The sequence below is a fragment of the Lutispora sp. QWL-02 genome (genome assembly GCF_058315355.1).
Map to the genome: position 1 here is coordinate 2,730,513 of NZ_CM177762.1, position 19,588 is coordinate 2,750,100.

The following is a 19,588-nucleotide window of genomic DNA, read 5'->3' on the forward strand; positions in this document are numbered from 1 at the left end:
TGCTGCCCGCATTAATACATATTTGGAGGTTTATTTATGAAGCTTAGTTTTTATGGCGCTGCTGAGATGGTAACAGGATCATGCTATCTATTAGATACCGACAAGCATAAAATACTTATTGATTGCGGCATGTTTCAAGGTGATGCTGATTCAGAGGATCTAAATAGAAATATGTTTGATTTTGAGCCATCAAAAATTGATTTTCTTTTATTGACTCATGCTCACATAGATCACAGCGGAAGAATACCGCTGCTAGCAAAAAAAGGCTTTAACGGAGAGATTTTAGCTACAAAGGCTACTAAGGAATTATGCACTATAATGCTGCCTGACAGCGGATATATCCAAGAGATGGAAACGGAATGGACCAATAGAAAAAGACTGAGAGCCGGCAGACCTTTGATTGAACCCCTTTACACCGCCGCTGATGCTGAGGACTCCTTAAAATACTTTAGGGCGATTAACTATGATGAAATAATCGAAATAACTGAGGAAATTAAAATCAGATATAAGGATGCCGGGCATATACTTGGTTCGGCTATAATCGAATTATGGGTAAAGGAAAAAGGCGAAACAGTAAAGCTCGTATTTTCAGGAGACTTAGGCAATAAAGATATGCCTATAATGAAAAATCCGTCATTAATCGATGAAGCGGATTATTTAATCATGGAGGCAACATACGGCAACAAAGCTCATGATAATGCAAGGAACAATATATTGTTTCTTCTTGATATAATCATAAATACAATCGAAAATGGCGGCAACATAGTTATACCTTCCTTTGCCGTAGGGAGAACACAAGAAATTTTATATATGTTAAATATGATGAAGGAAAGCGAATTTTCTAAAATAAAAAGCATACCTGTATATGTGGATAGCCCATTGGCGATCAATGCTACCAATGTATTTCTAAATAATCAGGATTTATTTGACGATGATACTAAGTCTTTGATAAAAGTGGGAGATAATCCTTTTGAATTTCCAAACCTTGTTTTTACTAAAACAGCAGAAGAATCAAAGGCCATAAATTTTCATGAAGGGAGCTGCATAATAGTTTCTGCCAGCGGCATGTGTGACGCAGGCAGGATAAAGCATCATCTCAAGCATAACCTCTGGAGAGGAAATTCAAGTGTGGTCTTTGTAGGATATCAAGCTAAGGGGACCCTCGGCAGAAAAATCTTGGAAGGTCAAAAAAAGATAAAAATATTCGGAGAAGATATCTACGTAAATTGTAAAATTTATAATTTAAATGGTCTATCAGGGCATGCCGATAAAAATGGGCTTATAGATTGGTTCTCATCTTTTACAAAAAAGCCTGCAAAAATATTTTTGACTCATGGTGAAGAAGATTCCTTGAAGGAACTTTCTCAAATATTGCAGGATAAATTTGATTCTAAAGCAGAGATCGCTCATATGGGTGAAACTATTGAAATAGAATCTTCAACTGACTCTATAGTCAATATGCCTGAAAAATATTATGCAGAAGATAATAGGCTGGAAATGCTATTGGATGACATCAGAACCATGATGTATGCATTAAAAGAAGCGACTACTGGCGATGAGAAGCTTGCTGATCGAAGCAAGGCCATAATATTGACTAAAAAAATAGAAAATATATTATCCGGTCTTGAAGATATAGACAATGTTATGAAAAGCTGATTGCGATGCATTTTACCATCGACTAATATTATTAAAGCATTTGAGAAAAATAATGATAAAGAAATATTATTGAAGGTGATCAAATGCTTAACAATTTCAAAAATGAAGAACTGGTAAAAGTTCAGGGTAGGCTGTTTCCAGTTGTGGGAGGCAGGCTAAGACTTGCTCATGAGGATAATGCCAATCTCAGCATAGAAACAAAAGTCATTTCATATGATACTGAGGTAGCAATAATTCATGCCATGGTTAAAACAGAAAAAGGGATATTCAACGGCTTGGGCAATGCTTCTGTCAAGAGAGACAGAGTCTTATCAAATGCAATTTTGGAATTAGCTGAAACGAGAGCCATAGCCAGGGCTTTAAGATTTGCCGGATACGGCGTCGAATACACTGGCTTTGAAGAGGTGGAAAGCCAAAATGAAAGCGATGAAAAGGAAACAGCTTCAAAAACACAGCTTACGGACATTTTTGCATTTGCAAGAAGTGCGAACATATCTAACGAAGATTTAAAAGAATTGATCATAAGCACAACGGGCAAAGAATATACTAAGGATTTGACGAAAAAAGAAGCAAAGGCTATAATAAGCATTCTTGCAAAAAGGAAAGATGAAAATAATAGAGATGTAATAATGTGAGCCATTAGTATATAAATGTATGTGTTTTCTGTTGTATGTATAAAAATTCTATAGTATAATTAACTAAATGATAAGTCAACGGCAGACACGCGTCCCCTTATTGCGTACAAATCAACGCAATGTACATTTGAAAATACACAATCTATGCTTTCATAAATATAAATCAGATTCTCCATGTTTGACTGATGCTTTATATAAAAGGCTTCAATTAAACAATTAGAATAAATGAAGCCTTTACGATTGCATATAACGGAAAGTGTAAATCGATGAAAGCAATACTTTCCTATGCATTATGATAATAAGCTTCCTGAAATATGGAAGCTTATTTAAATAAATCAATAAAAAAACAGGTGGTGAATATATGATTAATATGACATTGGACATGTTCATGCAACATTTAGCCAATGGTATATCCTTAGGTAGCCTTTATGCACTTATTGCCATAGGTTATACTATGGTTTATGGAATTTTAAGGTTAATAAATTTTGCACATGGCGATATTTTTATGATGGCTACATATTTTGCTTTTTTCGGCGTGCTGTTTGGCATGAAATGGTATTTTGCTTTTCCAGTCACAATTATACTTACCGCTTTACTGGGCATGCTAGTTGAGGTATTAGCCTACAGGAGTCTAAGGGATGCCCCTAAAATTTCAATTTTGATATCTGCTATAGGCGCATCTTTTCTTATCGAAAATCTTGCAATAGTTATTTTTGGCGGAAGGCCAAAAGCTTTCCCGACTCCTCCAATTCTTACGTCTGTAGTGCAAATGGGCAATATTTCTGTTCAAAGATTGACGTTTATGATACCGATCGTTACGGTAGTATTGCTTTTGGCCCTATCATATTTGATCAATAAAACTAAAACAGGAATGGCTATGAGAGCGGTTTCAAAAGACCATGAAACGGCCAGGCTTATGGGAGTTAATGTAGATAGAACAATTTCAGTCACTTTTGGTATAGGATCTGCGTTAGCTGCCATAGGAGGAATAATGTGGGGATTAAAGTTTCCCCAAATACAACCTTTGATGGGTGTAATGCCAGGCCTGAAATGCTTTATAGCTGCAGTTATTGGCGGAATTGGAAGCATTTCAGGCGCTGTTGCCGGCGGATTTATTCTAGGTATCGGTGAGATTATGTTGGTTGCCTTTTTTCAAAGCTTAACCGGATATAGAGATGCTTTTGCATTTATACTCCTTATAGTCATACTCCTCTTTAAGCCAACTGGCATAATGGGAGAAAAAATTTCGGAGAAGGTGTAGATTATGAAAAAAAGAAATTATTTTCTTACAAGCATATCATTGATCTTGCTGATAGTGTTTATATATTATGCAGATAAAAATTTTGACGCTTATATAGTAAGGATCCTTAATCTATGTGCCATCTATACTGTTTTAGGTCTTAGCATGAACTTGATCAATGGATTTACCGGACTTTTCTCGTTAGGCCACGCAGGTTTTATGGCTGTTGGTGCTTATGTAACTGCCATACTTACTCTTTCAGTTAATGCCAAAATTCAAAACTTTTTTCTAAAGCCGATAGCAGCTCCGCTAAGCAATGTTGTTTGGCCGTTTTTCCCTTCTCTTTTGTTGGGAGGAGCTTTAACAGCAATGGTAGGGTTCCTGATCGGGGCTCCTGCTCTCAGATTGAAAGGAGATTACCTGGCTATTGCTACGCTGGGCTTTGCAGAGATCATAAGGGTCATCTTCACCAATACTCAAACTATTACAAATGGTGCGTTAGGTTTAAAAGGCATACCTGCATATACAAATTTGTGGTGGAGTTTTGGTACTGCCGTTTTTACAATTTTCATAATGATATTGTTGATCAACAGCAGTTATGGGAGGGCTTTCAAAGCGATCAGAGAAGATGAGATCGCTGCAGAAAGCATGGGAGTAGATTTATTTAAGCATAAGGTGTTAGCTTTTACTATTGGAGCTTTTTTTGCAGGAATCGGCGGAGGGCTCTTGGGAAATCTTTTAGGTACTATAGATCCTTTGATGTTTAGATTTACTTTGACATTTAATATTTTATTGATTATAGTATTAGGAGGCATCGGGAGCATTACAGGAACAGTGATATCAGCATTTGTAGTGACTATCTCCCAAGAAGCTCTGCGTTTCCTTGACCAGTCCATGGATTTCGGCTTTATTGTAATACCAGGAGTTGCAGGCATGAGAATGGTAGTGTTCTCCATACTGCTGATGCTGGTAGTGCTATTTTATAGGCACGGACTCATGGGAACCAATGAGTTTAGCTGGGATAAGTTTTTAAATTTTATATCTTTTAAAAAACCTCTGTTAAAAGGAGGTAAAGAATGATGGAAATTCTCAAAACCAATAATATTACAATGCAATTTGGCGGCTTGACCGCTGTTAAAGATTTTAACCTGACACTAAACAAAGGGGAAATTGTTGCGTTAATCGGTCCCAACGGAGCAGGAAAAACGACTGCATTCAATATGATAACAGGCGTATATAAGCCTACAAAAGGAAAAATATTTTATAAAGGCAATGATATAACTCAGCTGTCCCCTCATCAGATAACTAAATCAGGGATAGCCAGGACATTCCAAAACATCAGGCTTTTTAAAGATTTGAGCGTGCTGGATAATGTATTGATTGCCAATCATCTTCATATAAAATCCAATGTATTTGAGGCACTGCTAAGATTGCCAAAATATAAGAATGAAAACAGAAGGATGATCAATAAATCTCTGGAGCTATTGGAAATCGTGGGCTTATCAGATGAGAAGAACGAGAAATCCAGCTCTTTGCCATATGGAAAACAACGCAGGCTTGAAATCGCCAGGGCATTAGCCACAAAACCTGAGCTATTGCTGTTGGATGAGCCGGCAGCCGGCATGAATCCTAAAGAAACAGAAGACCTTACAAGATTTATCAAGACGATAAGAGATGACTTTAAGCTTACAATCTTCATGATAGAGCATCATATGCAAGTGGTAATGGGAATATCCGAAAGAATATATGTTTTTGATTATGGAATTACTATCGCTCACGGCAGCCCAAAGGAAATACAGAATAATCAAAGAGTCATTGAGGCCTATTTGGGGGTGGAAGACAATGCTTAAGGTTGAAAACTTGGTCGTCGCATATGGGGGTATTGAGGCATTAAAGGGCATAAGCCTTGAAGTTGAAGAAGGAAAAATTGTCACATTGGTTGGTGCCAACGGTGCTGGAAAAAGTACTGCTTTGAGGACAATAACCGGGCTTGTAAAGCCAAAGAGCGGCTCTATAACATATAATGGCATCAATTTGCTGAATATGAAAACTCAGGATATAGTAAAGATGGGAATAACATTAGTGCCTGAGGGAAGAAGAATATTTCCAAACCTTACAGTGCTGGAAAACCTAAAATTAGGTGCTTTTTTCAGAAAAGATGTCAATAATACAAATAATGATCTGGATTGGGTTTACAGCCTATTTCCAAGGTTAAAGGAAAGGTATTGGCAGATGGCCGGCACCCTGTCAGGTGGAGAACAGCAAATGCTGGCTGTAGGCAGAGCCCTGATGTCAAAACCTAAGCTTATGATGATGGATGAACCGTCCCTTGGCTTAGCACCATTGATTGTAAAAGATATATTTAGTATAATTAAAGAAATCCATAATCAGGGTGTTACGATACTCCTGGTCGAACAAAATGCAAATGCTGCACTTCATGCAGCGGATATTGGATATGTAATAGAAACAGGGCAAATAAAACTAAAAGGCGAAGGCCAGGCTCTCCTCAATAATGATGAAATAAGGAAGGCCTACCTGGGTGAGAATGTTGCTAATTAAACAGAGGTAGATATTTTATGATAAAAAAAGAAAACACTCATATTTCAACTGAAGAGTTGATGAGACAAAATGATATTGCTCAAAGAATAAAAGCAAATAATGCTAACGAATATAATAATACAGGGAAGATAAAATATGCCCGAATTATTACCTATGGTTGTCAGCAAAATAATTCGGATTCTGAAAAATTAAAGGGTATATTAAAAAGCATGGGCTATTCACATACTGATAATAATGAAAAGGCAGATGTTATTCTGTTTAACACTTGCTGCGTGAGAGAAAATGCAGAGTTTAAGCTATATGGAAATATTGGTGCCTTAAAAAATTTAAAAGCATCAAAGCCGGGAATGGTAATCGGCATATGTGGTTGTATGATGCAGCAAAAACACGCTGTGGATATGATAAAGCGAAAATATAAACATGTAGACTTGATATTCGGAACTCATAATATATATAAATTTCCTGAGTTATTTGAAAAAGCTCTGCATGAAAAATATACCCTTATAGATATAATGGACTCTGACGGAGTCATAGTGGAAAATCTTCCTATAGAGAGGGATGAAAAGCATAAAGCTTGGATTACCATTATGTATGGCTGTAACAATTTCTGCTCCTATTGTATAGTTCCATACGTAAGGGGAAGGGAGAGAAGCCGCAATCCGGAAGATATAATAGATGAGCTATCTAGGCTTTCTTATGATGGATGTAAAGAAGTAATGCTATTAGGTCAAAATGTAAACTCTTATGGAAAAGATCTTGATATAAACTTTGATTTTGCGGATCTTTTATATAAAGTTAACGAGATCAAAGGCATAGAGCGGATCAGATTTATGACCTCCCATCCCAAGGATATATCAGATAAGCTGATAACGGCAATGAAAGAATGTGATAAGGTATGCGAGCATTTGCATCTGCCTTTCCAGGCTGGAAGCGACAGAGTATTGAAATCTATGAACAGGGTATATAGTAAAGAAGAATATCTTGAAAAAGTTGCCAAAGTTAAAAAAGCAATTCCCGGCATAGCATTGACGACAGATATCATCGTTGGTTTCCCCGGAGAGACCGATGAAGACTTTGAAGAAACCCTTGATGTGGTTAGAAAGGTCAGATTTGATCAAGCATTTACCTTTATATACTCAAAAAGAGAAGGTACTCCTGCGGCAAAACTGGCAAACCAGATCAGTGAAGAGAGAAAGCATATAAATTTTGATAAGCTGGTAGAAGTACAAAATAAAATTTCCCGAGAGATAAATGGTGACTATAAGGATAATGTTTATGAGGTTCTTGTGGATGGCCCCAGCAAAACCAATAAAGATATAATGACAGGGAGGACCAGAACCGGCAAAATCGTCAATTTTAAAGGGGATAAAGCACAAATAGGCGATTTGGTTTATGTAAAAATTACTGATATATTTTCTTGGTCATTAAACGGCGAGCTGATAGAAACCAAAAACAACCGGAGTTAATCTCTGGTTGTTTTTATAATAGAGCTTTTATATGTCTGTTTTTTTGATATAATTGATATATTAGGAAAGAGGTGGGGACATGTCACAATTGACACCAATGATGCAGCAATATATGGAGATTAAAAATCAACATAAGGATAAAATTCTCTTTTTTAGGCTTGGAGATTTCTATGAGATGTTTTTTGAAGATGCTATAACAGCATCCAGAGTTTTAGAAATTACTCTCACAGGAAGAGATTGCGGCATGGAAGAAAGAGCTCCTATGTGCGGCATACCTTATCATGCAGCGGATGCGTATATTAGAAAGCTTATAGAGAATAATTACAAGATAGCCATTTGTGAGCAGGTAGAAGATCCCGCACTAGCTAAGGGTATAGTTAAACGCGAAGTTATTAAAGTTATTACTCCGGGAACGATAACCAGCAGTCTCATGCTCGATGATAAAGTGAACAACTATTTGATGTCCGTTTATGTTTCAAGCCATCATATTGCATTGTCATATATTGATTTATCTACAGGGGAGTTCTTTGCTACTGTTACGGAAGAAAAGCTATGGAGCATGGCAATTGATGAAATAAATAGGATAAACCCGTCAGAAATGCTGTTAAACATCGAGAATGAAAAGCTTCAAGAGTTATATAAAACTGCAACGATTTTAGATAAGAGGTATTATGAGTTAGATGAATGCACCGGAAGACTGAAAAGACAATTTAATATAGAGGCGCTTGAGGGCATTGGGCTGGAAAGCGAAGCATCAATAAAATCTGCAGGCTCTATTTTATTGTACTTGGATGAAGTACAAAAAAATTCTCTGTATAACATAAATAAAATCAAGCCTTATAACATTTCAAATTATATGGTTTTAGATCAGAACACCAGAAGAAACCTGGAGCTTTGTGAAACTATAAGGGAGAGAAGCAAAAAAGGCTCGCTCCTGTCTGTTCTGGACAGGACAAATACTTCTATGGGAGCCAGGATGCTTAGACAATGGGTGGAAAAGCCGCTTTTGTTTGTTGAAAAAATAAATGAAAGACTGGATGCTGTTTCCGAGCTATTGGACAATTTTCTATTGCGGGAGGAATTAAAAGAATATTTAAATTCAATATATGATATAGAACGCTTGGGAAGCAGAATAGCTTTAGGAACAGCAAACGCTAAGGATTTGATTGCCTTTAAGAATTCTTTGACTAATCTGCCATACATAAAAGCCATTATTTCAAATTTTAAGAACTCTATGCTTGATGAAATATGCAGGGCCTTTGACGACTTAAAAGACTTATATGAAATCATTGACCTTTCTATAAATGAAGATCCTCCCTTCAGCCTTAAGGAGGGTAATCTTATAAAGGATAACTATATGGAGGAGATCGATAAATACAAAAAAGCATCTTCAAACGGCAAGCAGTGGATCATTGAATTAGAGCAAAGGGAAAAGCAGAGATCGGGAATAAAATCCTTAAAGGTAGGCTATAACAAAGTCTTCGGTTATTTTATTGAAGTTACAAAATCTAATATTGAAAATATCCCTGAGGATTATATCAGAAAGCAGACCTTATCAAATGCAGAGAGATATATAACCCCTGAACTGAAAGAACTGGAAGAAACGGTCCTGCATGCAGATGAAAAGCTGATTGAACTGGAATATGAAATATTTGTAAAGATAAGAGAAGAGATTGGAAATCATATAGGCAGAATACAAGAAACCGCTCAACTGCTTGCAACGCTTGATTGCTTATGCTCATATGCTGAGGTATCGCAAAAAAACGGATATATAAAACCAGTGATAGGAGGCCATGGAGAGATAGAAATCAAAGATGGGCGTCATCCCGTGGTGGAGGCTCAGAACATTAAAGGCGGCTTTGTACCTAATGATACATTATTGGATTGCGATGATAACAGGCTGTTAGTAATAACAGGCCCCAATATGGCCGGAAAATCTACATATATGAGGCAAATTGCCCTCATCGTTTTGATGGCTCAAATAGGCTGCTTTGTGCCTGCATCTTATGCTAAAATAGGTGTTGTAGACAGAATTTTTACCAGGGTTGGGGCTTCTGATGATCTTGCCTCCGGCCAAAGCACATTTATGGTGGAAATGACAGAGCTTGCTAACATAATCAATAGCGCAACAGATAAGAGCTTAGTTGTTTTAGATGAGATCGGAAGAGGTACAAGCACTTTTGACGGTTTAAGCCTTGCTTGGTCTACTGTGGAATATATTTCAGACAAGACCAAACTGGGATGTAAAACCTTGTTCGCTACACATTACCATGAATTGACGGAATTGGAAAGCAAATTGCCCGGAATCAAAAATTATTATATAGCCGTTGAGGAAAAGGGGAAAGATATTATTTTCCTGCGCAAGATAAAAAGAGGAAGCATCAGTGGAAGTTACGGCATACATGTGGCAAGGCTGGCCGGTGTTCCTGAAGAAATACTGGAAAGGGCTTATGATATCCTAGAGGTTCTGGATAAGTCTGAGGAAAACACTAAGATAACGGTTGTCGGAAAGCAGAAAAACAAAAAAGTAAAAAGGGCAAAGGAAGAGGAAGAGATCAACCTTTTTAACTACAGCATTTATCAGCTGGCTGAGGAGATCAAAAATATTGATCTAGACAACCTGACACCGATCGAGGCCTTGAATAAGATCAATATGCTTAAAGATAAGGCGAAGCACTTGTATAATTAATTAAGCTATGGAGGAAAACATGGGTAGAATAATTTTACTAGATGAAAATACTATAAATAAAATAGCTGCAGGTGAAGTAATTGAAAGACCTGCCTCTGTGGTTAAGGAATTAGTGGAGAATTCAATTGATGCTGAGGCTACATCAGTTACTATCGATATAAAAGATGCAGGGAAGTCGTTAATCTCCATTATTGATAATGGAACCGGTATCATGCATGATGACCTGCCGCATGTATTTGAAAGGCATGCGACCAGCAAAATAAAAGATATTGATGATTTAATGACGGTGAGAACCCTTGGCTTTAGGGGTGAAGCGATGTCCAGTATTGCTTCCGTAGCAAATATCGAGCTGGAAAGTCAGTCGGAAAAAGATACGTTGGGCAGCAGAATAGTGATTAAATCCGGTAAAATAATTGAAAACAGGGAAATAAGCACTTCTATTGGCACTAGCATTAAGGTGAAAAACTTATTTTATAATACGCCGGCCCGCTTTAAATTTTTAAAAAGCGATAAAACCGAGCTTAATTATATTTCTGATACAGTAGAGAAAATTGCTTTTTCCAATACTCATGTGGCAATAAAGTATATAGTGAATGATGATATTATATTTCATACGCCGGGAAACGGGGATCTGCTTTCAGTCATACAATGCATATTCGGCACGAAGGCAGCCAAAATGATGCTGCCGGTGAGTTACTCCAATGAGCTGCTGTCCATCAACGGATATATATCTAAGCCTGAATTTTCTAAGGGCAATTCGACCTATATGATATTTTCGATCAATAAAAGAATTATTAAGAACAACATGCTTAAAGAAGCTGTTAAAACAGCATATAAATCTTTTTTGATGAATAACAGGTTTCCAGTTTCAATATTGAATATCGACATCGAACCGGATAGAATAGATGTAAATGTCCACCCTGCCAAGGCAGAGGTAAAGTTCTCCGATGATAGGAGTATTTTCAATTTAGTTTATTATTCTTTAAATCAGACATTGAGCAGCAATGAGACAGTATATACAGAAAGCTTTAAGGATAGTCAAAGCTTTAGCATAAAAGAAGCGAGCATGCTGGATGATATTAAGGATTATAGGCCTTATACATCAGCTCCCACGGATTCCCCGGAAAAAAGCTTTGAAATAAATCAAATTCCCAATAAACATACAAGCAGCTATATATGGGACTCTAAGCCTGATCTGAAGTCCCAGCCTATAGCAATGAAAGACAAGGAGCTTTTATCAACGGGCCAGGTGATTGGGCAGTTGTTTAACACTTATATAATATATCAAAAAGATGACAGTTTCATGATGATAGATCAGCATGCAGCTCATGAGCGAATAGTCTATGAAGAGCTGATGAACAAGGCAAAGCTTAGAAATATTGATCAGCAGCCGCTGTTAATGCCTGTGATAATAGAACTTACTCCAAAAGAGAAGAATCTGGCAGAAGCAGGGCTTGAAGTGCTGAATCACCTGGGTTTTGATATAGAGTTTTTTGGAGAAAATTCTTTGGCTGTCAGGCAAGTGCCTATAATACTGGGCCAGCCCTGCTCCGGCTTCGTGATATCTGAGCTGCTGGACACGATCGATGATTATAAAAATGATTTTTCTATTATATATGAAAAAACTATAATACAGATTGCCTGCAAAACTGCGGTAAAAGCAGGTAATAACCTGACGGCCAAAGAGATCGAAGAACTGATCGTCAAGCTGTTTAATACAAAGCAGCCCTATACTTGTCCTCATGGACGTCCCACAATAATAACAATGAATAAAACCGAGATAGAAAAGAAATTTAAGAGAATAGTATAAGGTGATTGATTTGAAGCAGAAATTATGTATAATAGCCGGGCCTACTGCCGTGGGAAAAAGCAGCATTGCTTTGCGGATCGCAAAAAAGTTATCCGGTGAAATAATATCCGCAGACTCTGCTCAGGTTTATAAGTATATGGATATTGGCACCGCTAAGATAAGCAATGACGAAATGGAAGGCATAAAACATTACATGATAGATGAATTATACCCTGATGAGGGCTTCAGCGCAGCATTATTCAAAGAGAAAGCAGAAGGATATATTGATGATATAAATTTGAGGGGGAATCTGCCTATAGTTGTAGGAGGAACAGGGCTATATATAAATTCGCTCCTTGATAATTTAGATTTTACAGATTCCATAGTTGATGAAGATTATAGGAATAAAATGAAGGGAGTTGCTGCTGAAAAGGGCAATGAGTATGTCCATAGCCTGTTGAAGGACGCAGACGAGGCATCATATAATAAGCTTCATCCGAATGACCTCAAGAGAGTTATCAGAGCTCTGGAAGTTTATAAGCATACGGGTAAGCCTATTTCATATTTTCAGATGCTGTCAAAACAGCAGCCCTGCAAGTATGAATATGCCTATATATGCTTAAATATGAAAAGAAGCAGGTTATATGATAGAATAAACAGCAGGGTAGATCAGATGATTCAAGACGGTTTGGTAGAAGAAGTCAAGAAATTGCTTGAAATGGGCTACGGCAAAAATCATACAGCTCTTCAGGCCTTAGGATATAAGGAAATTATAGACTATTTGGAAGGTGTATACGGTTTGGATGAAGCTGTAGATAAATTGAAGCGAGACACCAGGCACTTTGCAAAAAGACAGCTTACATGGTTTAGAAATGATGAAAGAGTATTTTGGATAGATATGGATAATCATTTTTCTTTAGATTATATATTGGAAAATATAATAAGGTATACTGCAGGAAAAATTAGTTTGATATAGAATAAATATCAGTTATTATTATAATAATATATATGGCAGAGGAAAAAATTTCTTTTCATATATATAGGATAATTAAATTATTTTACTATTGGAGGGGTTAAGATGAATAAAGTAGTAATAAATTTGCAAGATGTTTTTCTTAATCAAGTAAGAAAAGAACATACACCCATTATTATTTATCTTGTAAATGGCTTTCAGTTAAAAGGGACAGTCAAGGGTTTTGATAATTATACAATTATCTTAGACGGAGATGGAAAACAACAATTGGTTTACAAGCATGCAGTATCAACTTTAATACCTCAAAAGCCTGTAAATTTTACTTTTACTGATAGATCTGCTGAGAATATCAGCAAATGATCGCATGGTGAAAGAATGCACAGTATTACTAAGGATTATTTAAAGAATACACTCAAGATTGACAATAGGATTATCGGTCTTGCAGATAAGTGTGAAAAGGAAATAAAGGATCAATTCTCTATCATTGAGGAGATTAGAGAATATAATCAATATAAAGTTCTGGACAGCATGCGAAAAAATAGATTGAGCGACACTCATTTCAATTATTCTACAGGATATGGATATGGAGATACAGGAAGAGATGCATTAGATATCATATATTCAGATGTATTCCATTGTGAAGATGCATTGGTAAGGCCTAACATAGTTTCGGGCACTCACGCCTTGTCACTTTGCCTTTTTGGTATTTTGAGACCAGGGGATGAATTGCTTGCAATCACCGGAAAGCCTTATGATACCTTAGATAACATTATCGGTATTGACAGTCCTATGAGGGGAAGCTTGAGGGACCACAATATATCATACAGGCAAGTGGATTTACTGGATGACGGAAGCTTTGACTTTGAAGCAATAAGGGAAAGTGTAAATAAAAAAACCAGGTTAGTATTGATACAAAGATCTACAGGCTATGGATGGAGAAAATCACTGAGCTTAAAAGATATTGAAGAAGGGATAAGCTTTGTTAAATCCTTAAACCCGCAAATCTGCTGCATGGTTGATAATTGCTATGGCGAATTCCTGGATTTCTACGAACCAACACAAAAGGGCGCAGATATAATAGCAGGCTCGCTCATAAAGAATCCCGGAGGCAGCATTGCGCCTACAGGAGGTTATGTGGCCGGAAAAGCAAAGTATGTAGAAATGGCAGCAGACAGATTGATAGCTCCGGGCATTGGCAAGGAATGCGGAGCAACTCTAGGCATTACCAGATTATTATTTCAAGGATTATTTTTAGCTCCCCATATAGTATCGGAAGCTGTTAAAGGGGCAGTATTTTGTTCTAAAATTTTTTCAGATCTTGGATATGAGGTAAATCCGGGCTTTGATTCAGACAGAAGCGATATTATTCAAGCCATAAAGTTCAATGATAGAAAAACCCTCATATCTTTTTGCAGGGGAATTCAATCCGGCTCTCCCGTCGATTCCTTTGTAACGCCTGAGCCTTGGAGTATGCCCGGATATAATGATGAGGTGATAATGGCTGCAGGAGGGTTTGTTCAGGGCTCCTCTATTGAATTAAGCGCTGATGCGCCTGTTAGACCACCATTTATAGCATATTTGCAGGGAGGCATAACTTACGATCATGCCAAAATAGGCATACTATTTGCCATACAGGAGCTGCTGAAAGAAAACCTTATTAATTTAGAATAAACATCCTATTATAATAAAAAATATGCAGTGATATGCATATTTTTTTATTTACATTGATTTTAAGTGGTGTTATAATAAAAAGGTTTTATTGAAGAATTTAAAGCAACGGTTCTTGTAAATCAAAATATAATATCGGAGGTGCATATTTTGAACTGTCTGTCTAAAGTATTGGAAGAAGCTCTTCTCTTTTTAATTAAACCATACACAATGACCAAAGATGAGCTTGTTCAATTGATAAAGGGTCATCCAGAAGTAAAATTTATATCTCTCATGGGTATAGATTTGTCCGGAAATGATACAGATGAGAAGATACCTATTAAAAACTTTTTAAGCAACACTGATGAATTTTTAAGCGGGGCAGTTCAAACTGACGGCTCCAGCGTTGTTATGCCTGGCATAGCTACACTCAATAACGGTAAGGTTGATATTGTAGCAGATCTGAATTCAAATTGGTATGTAGATTATAATTTTGAACATATAGATGGCAATATCGATAAACCTGTAGGTACATTGCGAATACCTTCTTTTTTATATCATAGTGGGATTGCAGTGGATTCCCGCTCTATTTTGAAAAGAGCCATCATCAATTTCTCAGATTCATTATTGGCAATCATAAAAGAAAATCCAGATTTGTTGGAAGGAACGACAATAAAATCAGAGGATATAAATGAAATAATTCTTACGTCAGCTACCGAATTAGAATTCTGGGTAAAAACACCTAATGATAAAGCTGATATAGAAGCATTATCTGCATCCCAGGTTTTGCATGAGCAATACTGGAAAAGGACTAAGGGATCTGTCAGAACATCAATGGAGCAATCCTTATTGCTCATGGACAGATATGGACTTCATCCTGAAATGGGCCATAAAGAAGTCGGAGGAATAAAGGCCAAGCTGGATGACTCGGGAAACCTGACGCATATAATGGAGCAGCTTGAAATAGACTGGAAATACTCTACCTCATTGCAAGCCGCCGACAACGACCTGGTTGTCAGGACTATAATAAAAGAGGTTTTCAGAAAAAATGGCCTTGAAGTCACCTTTCAGGCTAAGCCCATAGAAGGAGTGGCAGGAAGCGGCAAGCATACCCACATAGGGGTTGCAGCAAGACTCAATGATGGCAGTACAGTTAATTTATTCTCCCCGAAAGATATAAAGGAAAGCTTCTTAAATAAAATAGGATATGGTGCCCTAATGGGCCTGCTGAATAATTATGAAGTTATAAACCCATTTATATCTCCCACCATAGATTCATTGAATAGGCTAAAACCCGGCTTTGAGGCTCCTGTATGCATAGTAGCGTCATTAGGGCACCATGTGGATACACCTTCTAGAAACAGGACTGTCCTGATCGGTTTAATACGCGATATGGATAATCCTCTTGCGACAAGGTTCGAAATACGTTCTCCAAACCCTATGACAAATTCTTATTTATCAATTGCGGCAGCATATCAATCCATGATAGATGGAATTAAAGCGGCAGCCGGCGGAGGTTATTCTTTAAACCAGATGTATAGCAATTTGAAAAAAACAAAGGGTGAGGATAAATTTTATTTAAACAAGGATAGGGAATACATTAGCGAAAAAAACATTTATGATGAATATTCAGATGCAGAAAGAGAAAAGCTTTTTGGCGTTCACCCTGTAACAGTATACGAAAATATGATAAGCTTTAAAAAATATCCGGAAAAATCCAAAGTTCTCTTGCATAATGATGTAATGAGTCAGCCAATAATAGACAGCTTTGTAGAAGCATCGCTTACAAGATGGATTACAGAAATACTAAACAGGCACATACCGGAAAATATCGATTTTGTAAGATCCTGCAAGCAAATTCATAAGGTGCACGAAGCTGCTGATATGGATATTCGCCATTGGTATAAGATAAACGAATTGCGCCATTATCTCGTGAAGGATACCATAGGTGAAAAATCTCTTATTACAAGAGTAAAAGATGCAGCGACAAACAATAATATAGAAAAACTTTCTTTGCTTCAACTTGAGTTGAGTAATAAAATCAGTGAACTAAAGAATGAATATAACTTATATAAGAAAAATTTGATAGATATAGATTAAAATAAGAAAGGCTTCTATTGGAAATATTTTTAATAGAAGCCTTTCTTATTTATCATCTCACTTTATTTTTCTCAGCACTCCTGTGACTTTACCTATTATTGATAGGTTATCTGTAATAATAGGATCATAAACAGGATTCTCGGGCTGTAATCTAAAATGCCCTTTTTCTTTATAAAAGCGCTTAACAGTGGCTTCATCATCAATAAGTGCGACTACGATATCTCCATTATTGGCATGAGATTGCTTTAGGACTATTACATAGTCTCCATCCAGAATGCCTGCATTGATCATGCTATCACCTTTTATAACCAATATAAATGATACATCATTTCCTACAAATTCCATGGGTATAGGAAAAGTATCTTCAATATTTTCTTGAGCCAATATAGGCTGACCTGCCGTGACTTTACCCACTATAGGCAATTCAACCATTTCCTTCCGAGGGAACATAAAGCTGTTTGAATCCAATACTTCTATAGCTCTTGGCTTGGTTGCATCACGCCTGATGAACCCCTTTTTTTCGAGTCTTTCTAAATGACCATGAACAGTTGAGGTAGATTTCAAATTTACAGCCTCGCATATTTCCCTTACAGAGGGAGGATAACCCTTAGAGGCCAGTTCTTTTTTTATAAAATCTAAAACTTCAATTTGTTTGCTGCTAAGATCATCTATATTCATAGATATTCACAACCTTTAAAATAATTATGTAATTTATATTCTGATTATAACAAAATATAATATAAAAATCAAACAAATGTTCGTAAATATATTGACATCGTACATATGTTCGATTATTATATAAATAGAACATATGTTCTTTTGGAGGAGGAATCAGTCATGGAAAGCTTGAAACACAAAAAGTATAGAATAGTTAGCAAAAAAAGATTTTACTTATTTTTAACAACTATATTGGTGCTTGCGTTTATAGTTTTTTATTCCTTTAAAGTAGATGCCGGGAGAGCATCCGAAGTAAAAACAGATGCTGTCTACGTAAGCAGCGGCGATACATTATGGTCATTGTCTAAAAAATATGTCAGCAATAGAATGGATATAAGAGAATACATAGATGAAGTGATAGAATATAACAACCTGCAATCAATAAATATAAAACCTGGCCAGCTTATATATATGCCGATATACAATAAATAGTATTTTAATGGCAGTAGAGTGGTTTACTATTCAAATGCTTTATGATATATTAATTCATATAATATTTTAATAAAGGAGCGTTTACTATTGGCTGCCTTCAATAAAGAATGTGTGCTTTATGATAGATATTGCATAGAATGCGGAGAATGCAATATCTGTGATCTGGATAAAAATAAAATATGTGATAATTGCTGCAAATGCATAGAAGATGATGCAGATTATACCGGAATTGATATAGATGACATAATAATGGAAGAAGACTGGAAAGAGGCTGAAGAATACCAGCCGGAAGATTTAGAAAATCAATGGAAATATAATGAGCCTTACAGTGTAGATATCAATAAAAAATGACTAAATGAGCCGAATGATTTACATAATATATATTATGTAAATCATTCGGTTTCCTGCTGTTCCTTAGACAAAGGATTAGACCTGGCTGCCTGCCTTAACCTGTCGTCATCGATATGAGTATAAATCTGGGTGGTAGCTACACTCTCATGACCAAGTATTTGCTGCAATGCTCTAATATCTACATTTCCGTATTTGTACATAAGAGTGGCAGCGGTATGTCTGAGCTTATGGGGAGAATACTTATTATCGTCAAGTCCTGCATTTTTTATATATTTCTTAACAATTTCCTGGATGGTCCTTGGGCTGATTCTTGATTTAAGCCTGCTGATAAAAAGAGCTTTTTTATCTTTTTCCTTCACTTCTTCAGCAATTCTAATCTTCATATAAGCTTCCAGAGCCTTTATGCATGCATCATTTAAATAAACTGTACGTTCCTTATTGCCTTTGCCGATAACTCTCAGCGTATCACCGCTGATTTTATCCAAGTCAATACCTACAAGTTCCGACAATCTTAGACCACAATTTAGAAACAGCATTAAAATAGCATAATCTCTTTCTTTATATGGCCCTTCTACGGCTTTTAACAGAACCTTGCTTTCCTCTAAAGACAAGTACACAGGCTGCCGGCTGTTTATCTTTGGAGGCTCAAGCTCTAAAGCCGGATTATCATCAATAATCTTGGCCTTTGTGTGCAGAAATTTAAAGAAGGAACGGAGGCATGCTACTTTTCTGGCCCTGGCATAATTTAAATTATTTCTTTCATTGGCAGCATAGGATATAAAAGAATACAGATCGCTTAATCCAATAGTTCTCATGAAATAGCTATCGATATCATTTATGACTATCTCTTCAAAATCCATATCACCGGTAACGATATTCCTTTTTATCTTCATGTATTTAAAAAACAGTGTAAGGTCATAAGAATAGCCTTGAATAGTTTTTTTGGACTTACCTCGAATGGTTTCCATGTATTCTAAAAAATCTTTGGCTAAAATAGGAAGATCACTCATATTTCTACCTCTCTTTTTATCTAATTGCGCGAAATGTATATTTAGCGCAATTAGATATTCGACGAAAAGAGAGGGTTTTCCTGCATATTTTCTTGTTCTATCATAATTTTTTATAAACCATTGAATTTCTTATAATGCTTTCTTATAATCCACAGAAAAATAAAAATTTCCTTAGCTGATTTAAAAATATAAAAATATCTTGTATAATTTTCTCTAAGCTATTCTCAAGCATATTTTGGGGCGTTTTATTGCTACAGGCCCAAATTTCCATTTTAATGACAAATTCCGTTATCATAGAGCAAATATATTACCATGCAAATAAAA

General features: G+C 36.4%; 17 protein-coding genes. 15 read left to right on the plus strand and 2 right to left on the minus strand.

Annotated features, from left to right (window positions below; translation table 11 throughout):
- Positions 1 to 36: 36 nt before the first annotated feature.
- The 13 genes from AC4HCY_RS12845 (at position 37) to AC4HCY_RS12905 (ending at position 16,754) form a co-directional block, all read left to right on the plus strand.
- Positions 37 to 1,656, plus strand: coding sequence for an MBL fold metallo-hydrolase (locus tag AC4HCY_RS12845; RefSeq protein WP_323430795.1), 1,620 nt, complete (start codon positions 37 to 39; stop codon positions 1,654 to 1,656).
- Between the two features lie 83 nt (positions 1,657 to 1,739).
- Positions 1,740 to 2,291 carry a hypothetical protein gene (locus AC4HCY_RS12850; RefSeq protein ID WP_323430794.1) on the plus strand — a complete coding sequence of 184 codons (552 nt, stop codon included), beginning with the start codon at positions 1,740 to 1,742 and terminating at the stop codon, positions 2,289 to 2,291.
- Positions 2,292 to 2,661: 370 nt separating this feature from the next.
- Positions 2,662 to 3,552: a branched-chain amino acid ABC transporter permease gene (locus tag AC4HCY_RS12855; protein WP_323430800.1), complete on the plus strand. Its 891-nt coding sequence runs from the start codon at positions 2,662 to 2,664 to the stop codon at positions 3,550 to 3,552.
- 3 nt (positions 3,553 to 3,555) lie between these two features.
- On the plus strand, positions 3,556 to 4,611 hold the full coding sequence (locus tag AC4HCY_RS12860; protein WP_323430793.1) for a branched-chain amino acid ABC transporter permease: 1,056 nt from the start codon (positions 3,556 to 3,558) through the stop codon (positions 4,609 to 4,611).
- Complete coding sequence (locus AC4HCY_RS12865) at positions 4,611 to 5,381, plus strand: ABC transporter ATP-binding protein (protein ID WP_491096118.1); 771 nt, start codon at positions 4,611 to 4,613, stop codon at positions 5,379 to 5,381. Before AC4HCY_RS12860 ends, AC4HCY_RS12865 begins: the two co-directional genes overlap by 1 nt.
- Positions 5,374 to 6,090, plus strand: coding sequence for an ABC transporter ATP-binding protein (locus AC4HCY_RS12870; protein ID WP_491094384.1), 717 nt, complete (start codon positions 5,374 to 5,376; stop codon positions 6,088 to 6,090). The genes AC4HCY_RS12865 and AC4HCY_RS12870 overlap by 8 nt, the downstream gene beginning before the upstream one ends.
- Positions 6,091 to 6,107: 17 nt before the next feature.
- Positions 6,108 to 7,556: a tRNA (N6-isopentenyl adenosine(37)-C2)-methylthiotransferase MiaB gene (gene miaB, locus AC4HCY_RS12875; RefSeq protein ID WP_491094385.1), complete on the plus strand. Its 1,449-nt coding sequence runs from the start codon at positions 6,108 to 6,110 to the stop codon at positions 7,554 to 7,556.
- A gap of 79 nt (positions 7,557 to 7,635) precedes the next feature.
- Positions 7,636 to 10,245 carry a DNA mismatch repair protein MutS gene (gene mutS / locus AC4HCY_RS12880; RefSeq protein WP_323430790.1) on the plus strand — a complete coding sequence of 870 codons (2,610 nt, stop codon included), beginning with the start codon at positions 7,636 to 7,638 and terminating at the stop codon, positions 10,243 to 10,245.
- 19 nt (positions 10,246 to 10,264) lie between these two features.
- Entirely contained in the window at positions 10,265 to 12,055 is a 1,791-nt protein-coding gene (gene mutL / locus AC4HCY_RS12885) for a DNA mismatch repair endonuclease MutL (RefSeq protein WP_323430789.1), read from the plus strand.
- Positions 12,056 to 12,065: 10 nt separating this feature from the next.
- Entirely contained in the window at positions 12,066 to 13,010 is a 945-nt protein-coding gene (miaA, locus tag AC4HCY_RS12890) for a tRNA (adenosine(37)-N6)-dimethylallyltransferase MiaA (protein ID WP_323430788.1), read from the plus strand.
- 102 nt (positions 13,011 to 13,112) lie between these two features.
- Positions 13,113 to 13,367, plus strand: a complete 255-nt coding sequence (hfq, locus tag AC4HCY_RS12895; RefSeq protein WP_255227400.1) for an RNA chaperone Hfq — start codon at positions 13,113 to 13,115, stop codon at positions 13,365 to 13,367.
- Between the two features lie 15 nt (positions 13,368 to 13,382).
- Positions 13,383 to 14,678, plus strand: coding sequence for a methionine gamma-lyase family protein (locus tag AC4HCY_RS12900; protein WP_323430787.1), 1,296 nt, complete (start codon positions 13,383 to 13,385; stop codon positions 14,676 to 14,678).
- 168 nt (positions 14,679 to 14,846) lie between these two features.
- The gene (locus tag AC4HCY_RS12905; protein ID WP_491096119.1) at positions 14,847 to 16,754 is read left to right on the plus strand and encodes a type I glutamate--ammonia ligase; all 1,908 of its coding nucleotides are present in this window, start codon (positions 14,847 to 14,849) and stop codon (positions 16,752 to 16,754) included.
- Positions 16,755 to 16,811: 57 nt separating this feature from the next.
- Here AC4HCY_RS12905 and lexA read toward each other — a convergent pair whose 3' ends face one another.
- Positions 16,812 to 17,432 (minus strand): transcriptional repressor LexA, encoded by a 621-nt coding sequence (lexA, locus tag AC4HCY_RS12910; protein WP_323430978.1) that lies wholly within the window; start codon positions 17,430 to 17,432, stop codon positions 16,812 to 16,814.
- 159 nt (positions 17,433 to 17,591) lie between these two features.
- Between lexA and yneA the strand changes: the two genes are divergently transcribed.
- Complete coding sequence (gene yneA / locus AC4HCY_RS12915; RefSeq protein ID WP_323430977.1) at positions 17,592 to 17,903, plus strand: cell division suppressor protein YneA; 312 nt, start codon at positions 17,592 to 17,594, stop codon at positions 17,901 to 17,903.
- 87 nt (positions 17,904 to 17,990) lie between these two features.
- On the plus strand, positions 17,991 to 18,254 hold the full coding sequence (locus tag AC4HCY_RS12920) for a hypothetical protein (protein WP_323430976.1): 264 nt from the start codon (positions 17,991 to 17,993) through the stop codon (positions 18,252 to 18,254).
- 41 nt (positions 18,255 to 18,295) lie between these two features.
- On the opposite strand, the gene AC4HCY_RS12925 is transcribed toward AC4HCY_RS12920, so the two are convergent.
- Entirely contained in the window at positions 18,296 to 19,264 is a 969-nt protein-coding gene (locus tag AC4HCY_RS12925) for a tyrosine recombinase XerC (protein ID WP_323430975.1), read from the minus strand.
- Between the last annotated feature and the right edge of the window lie 324 nt (positions 19,265 to 19,588).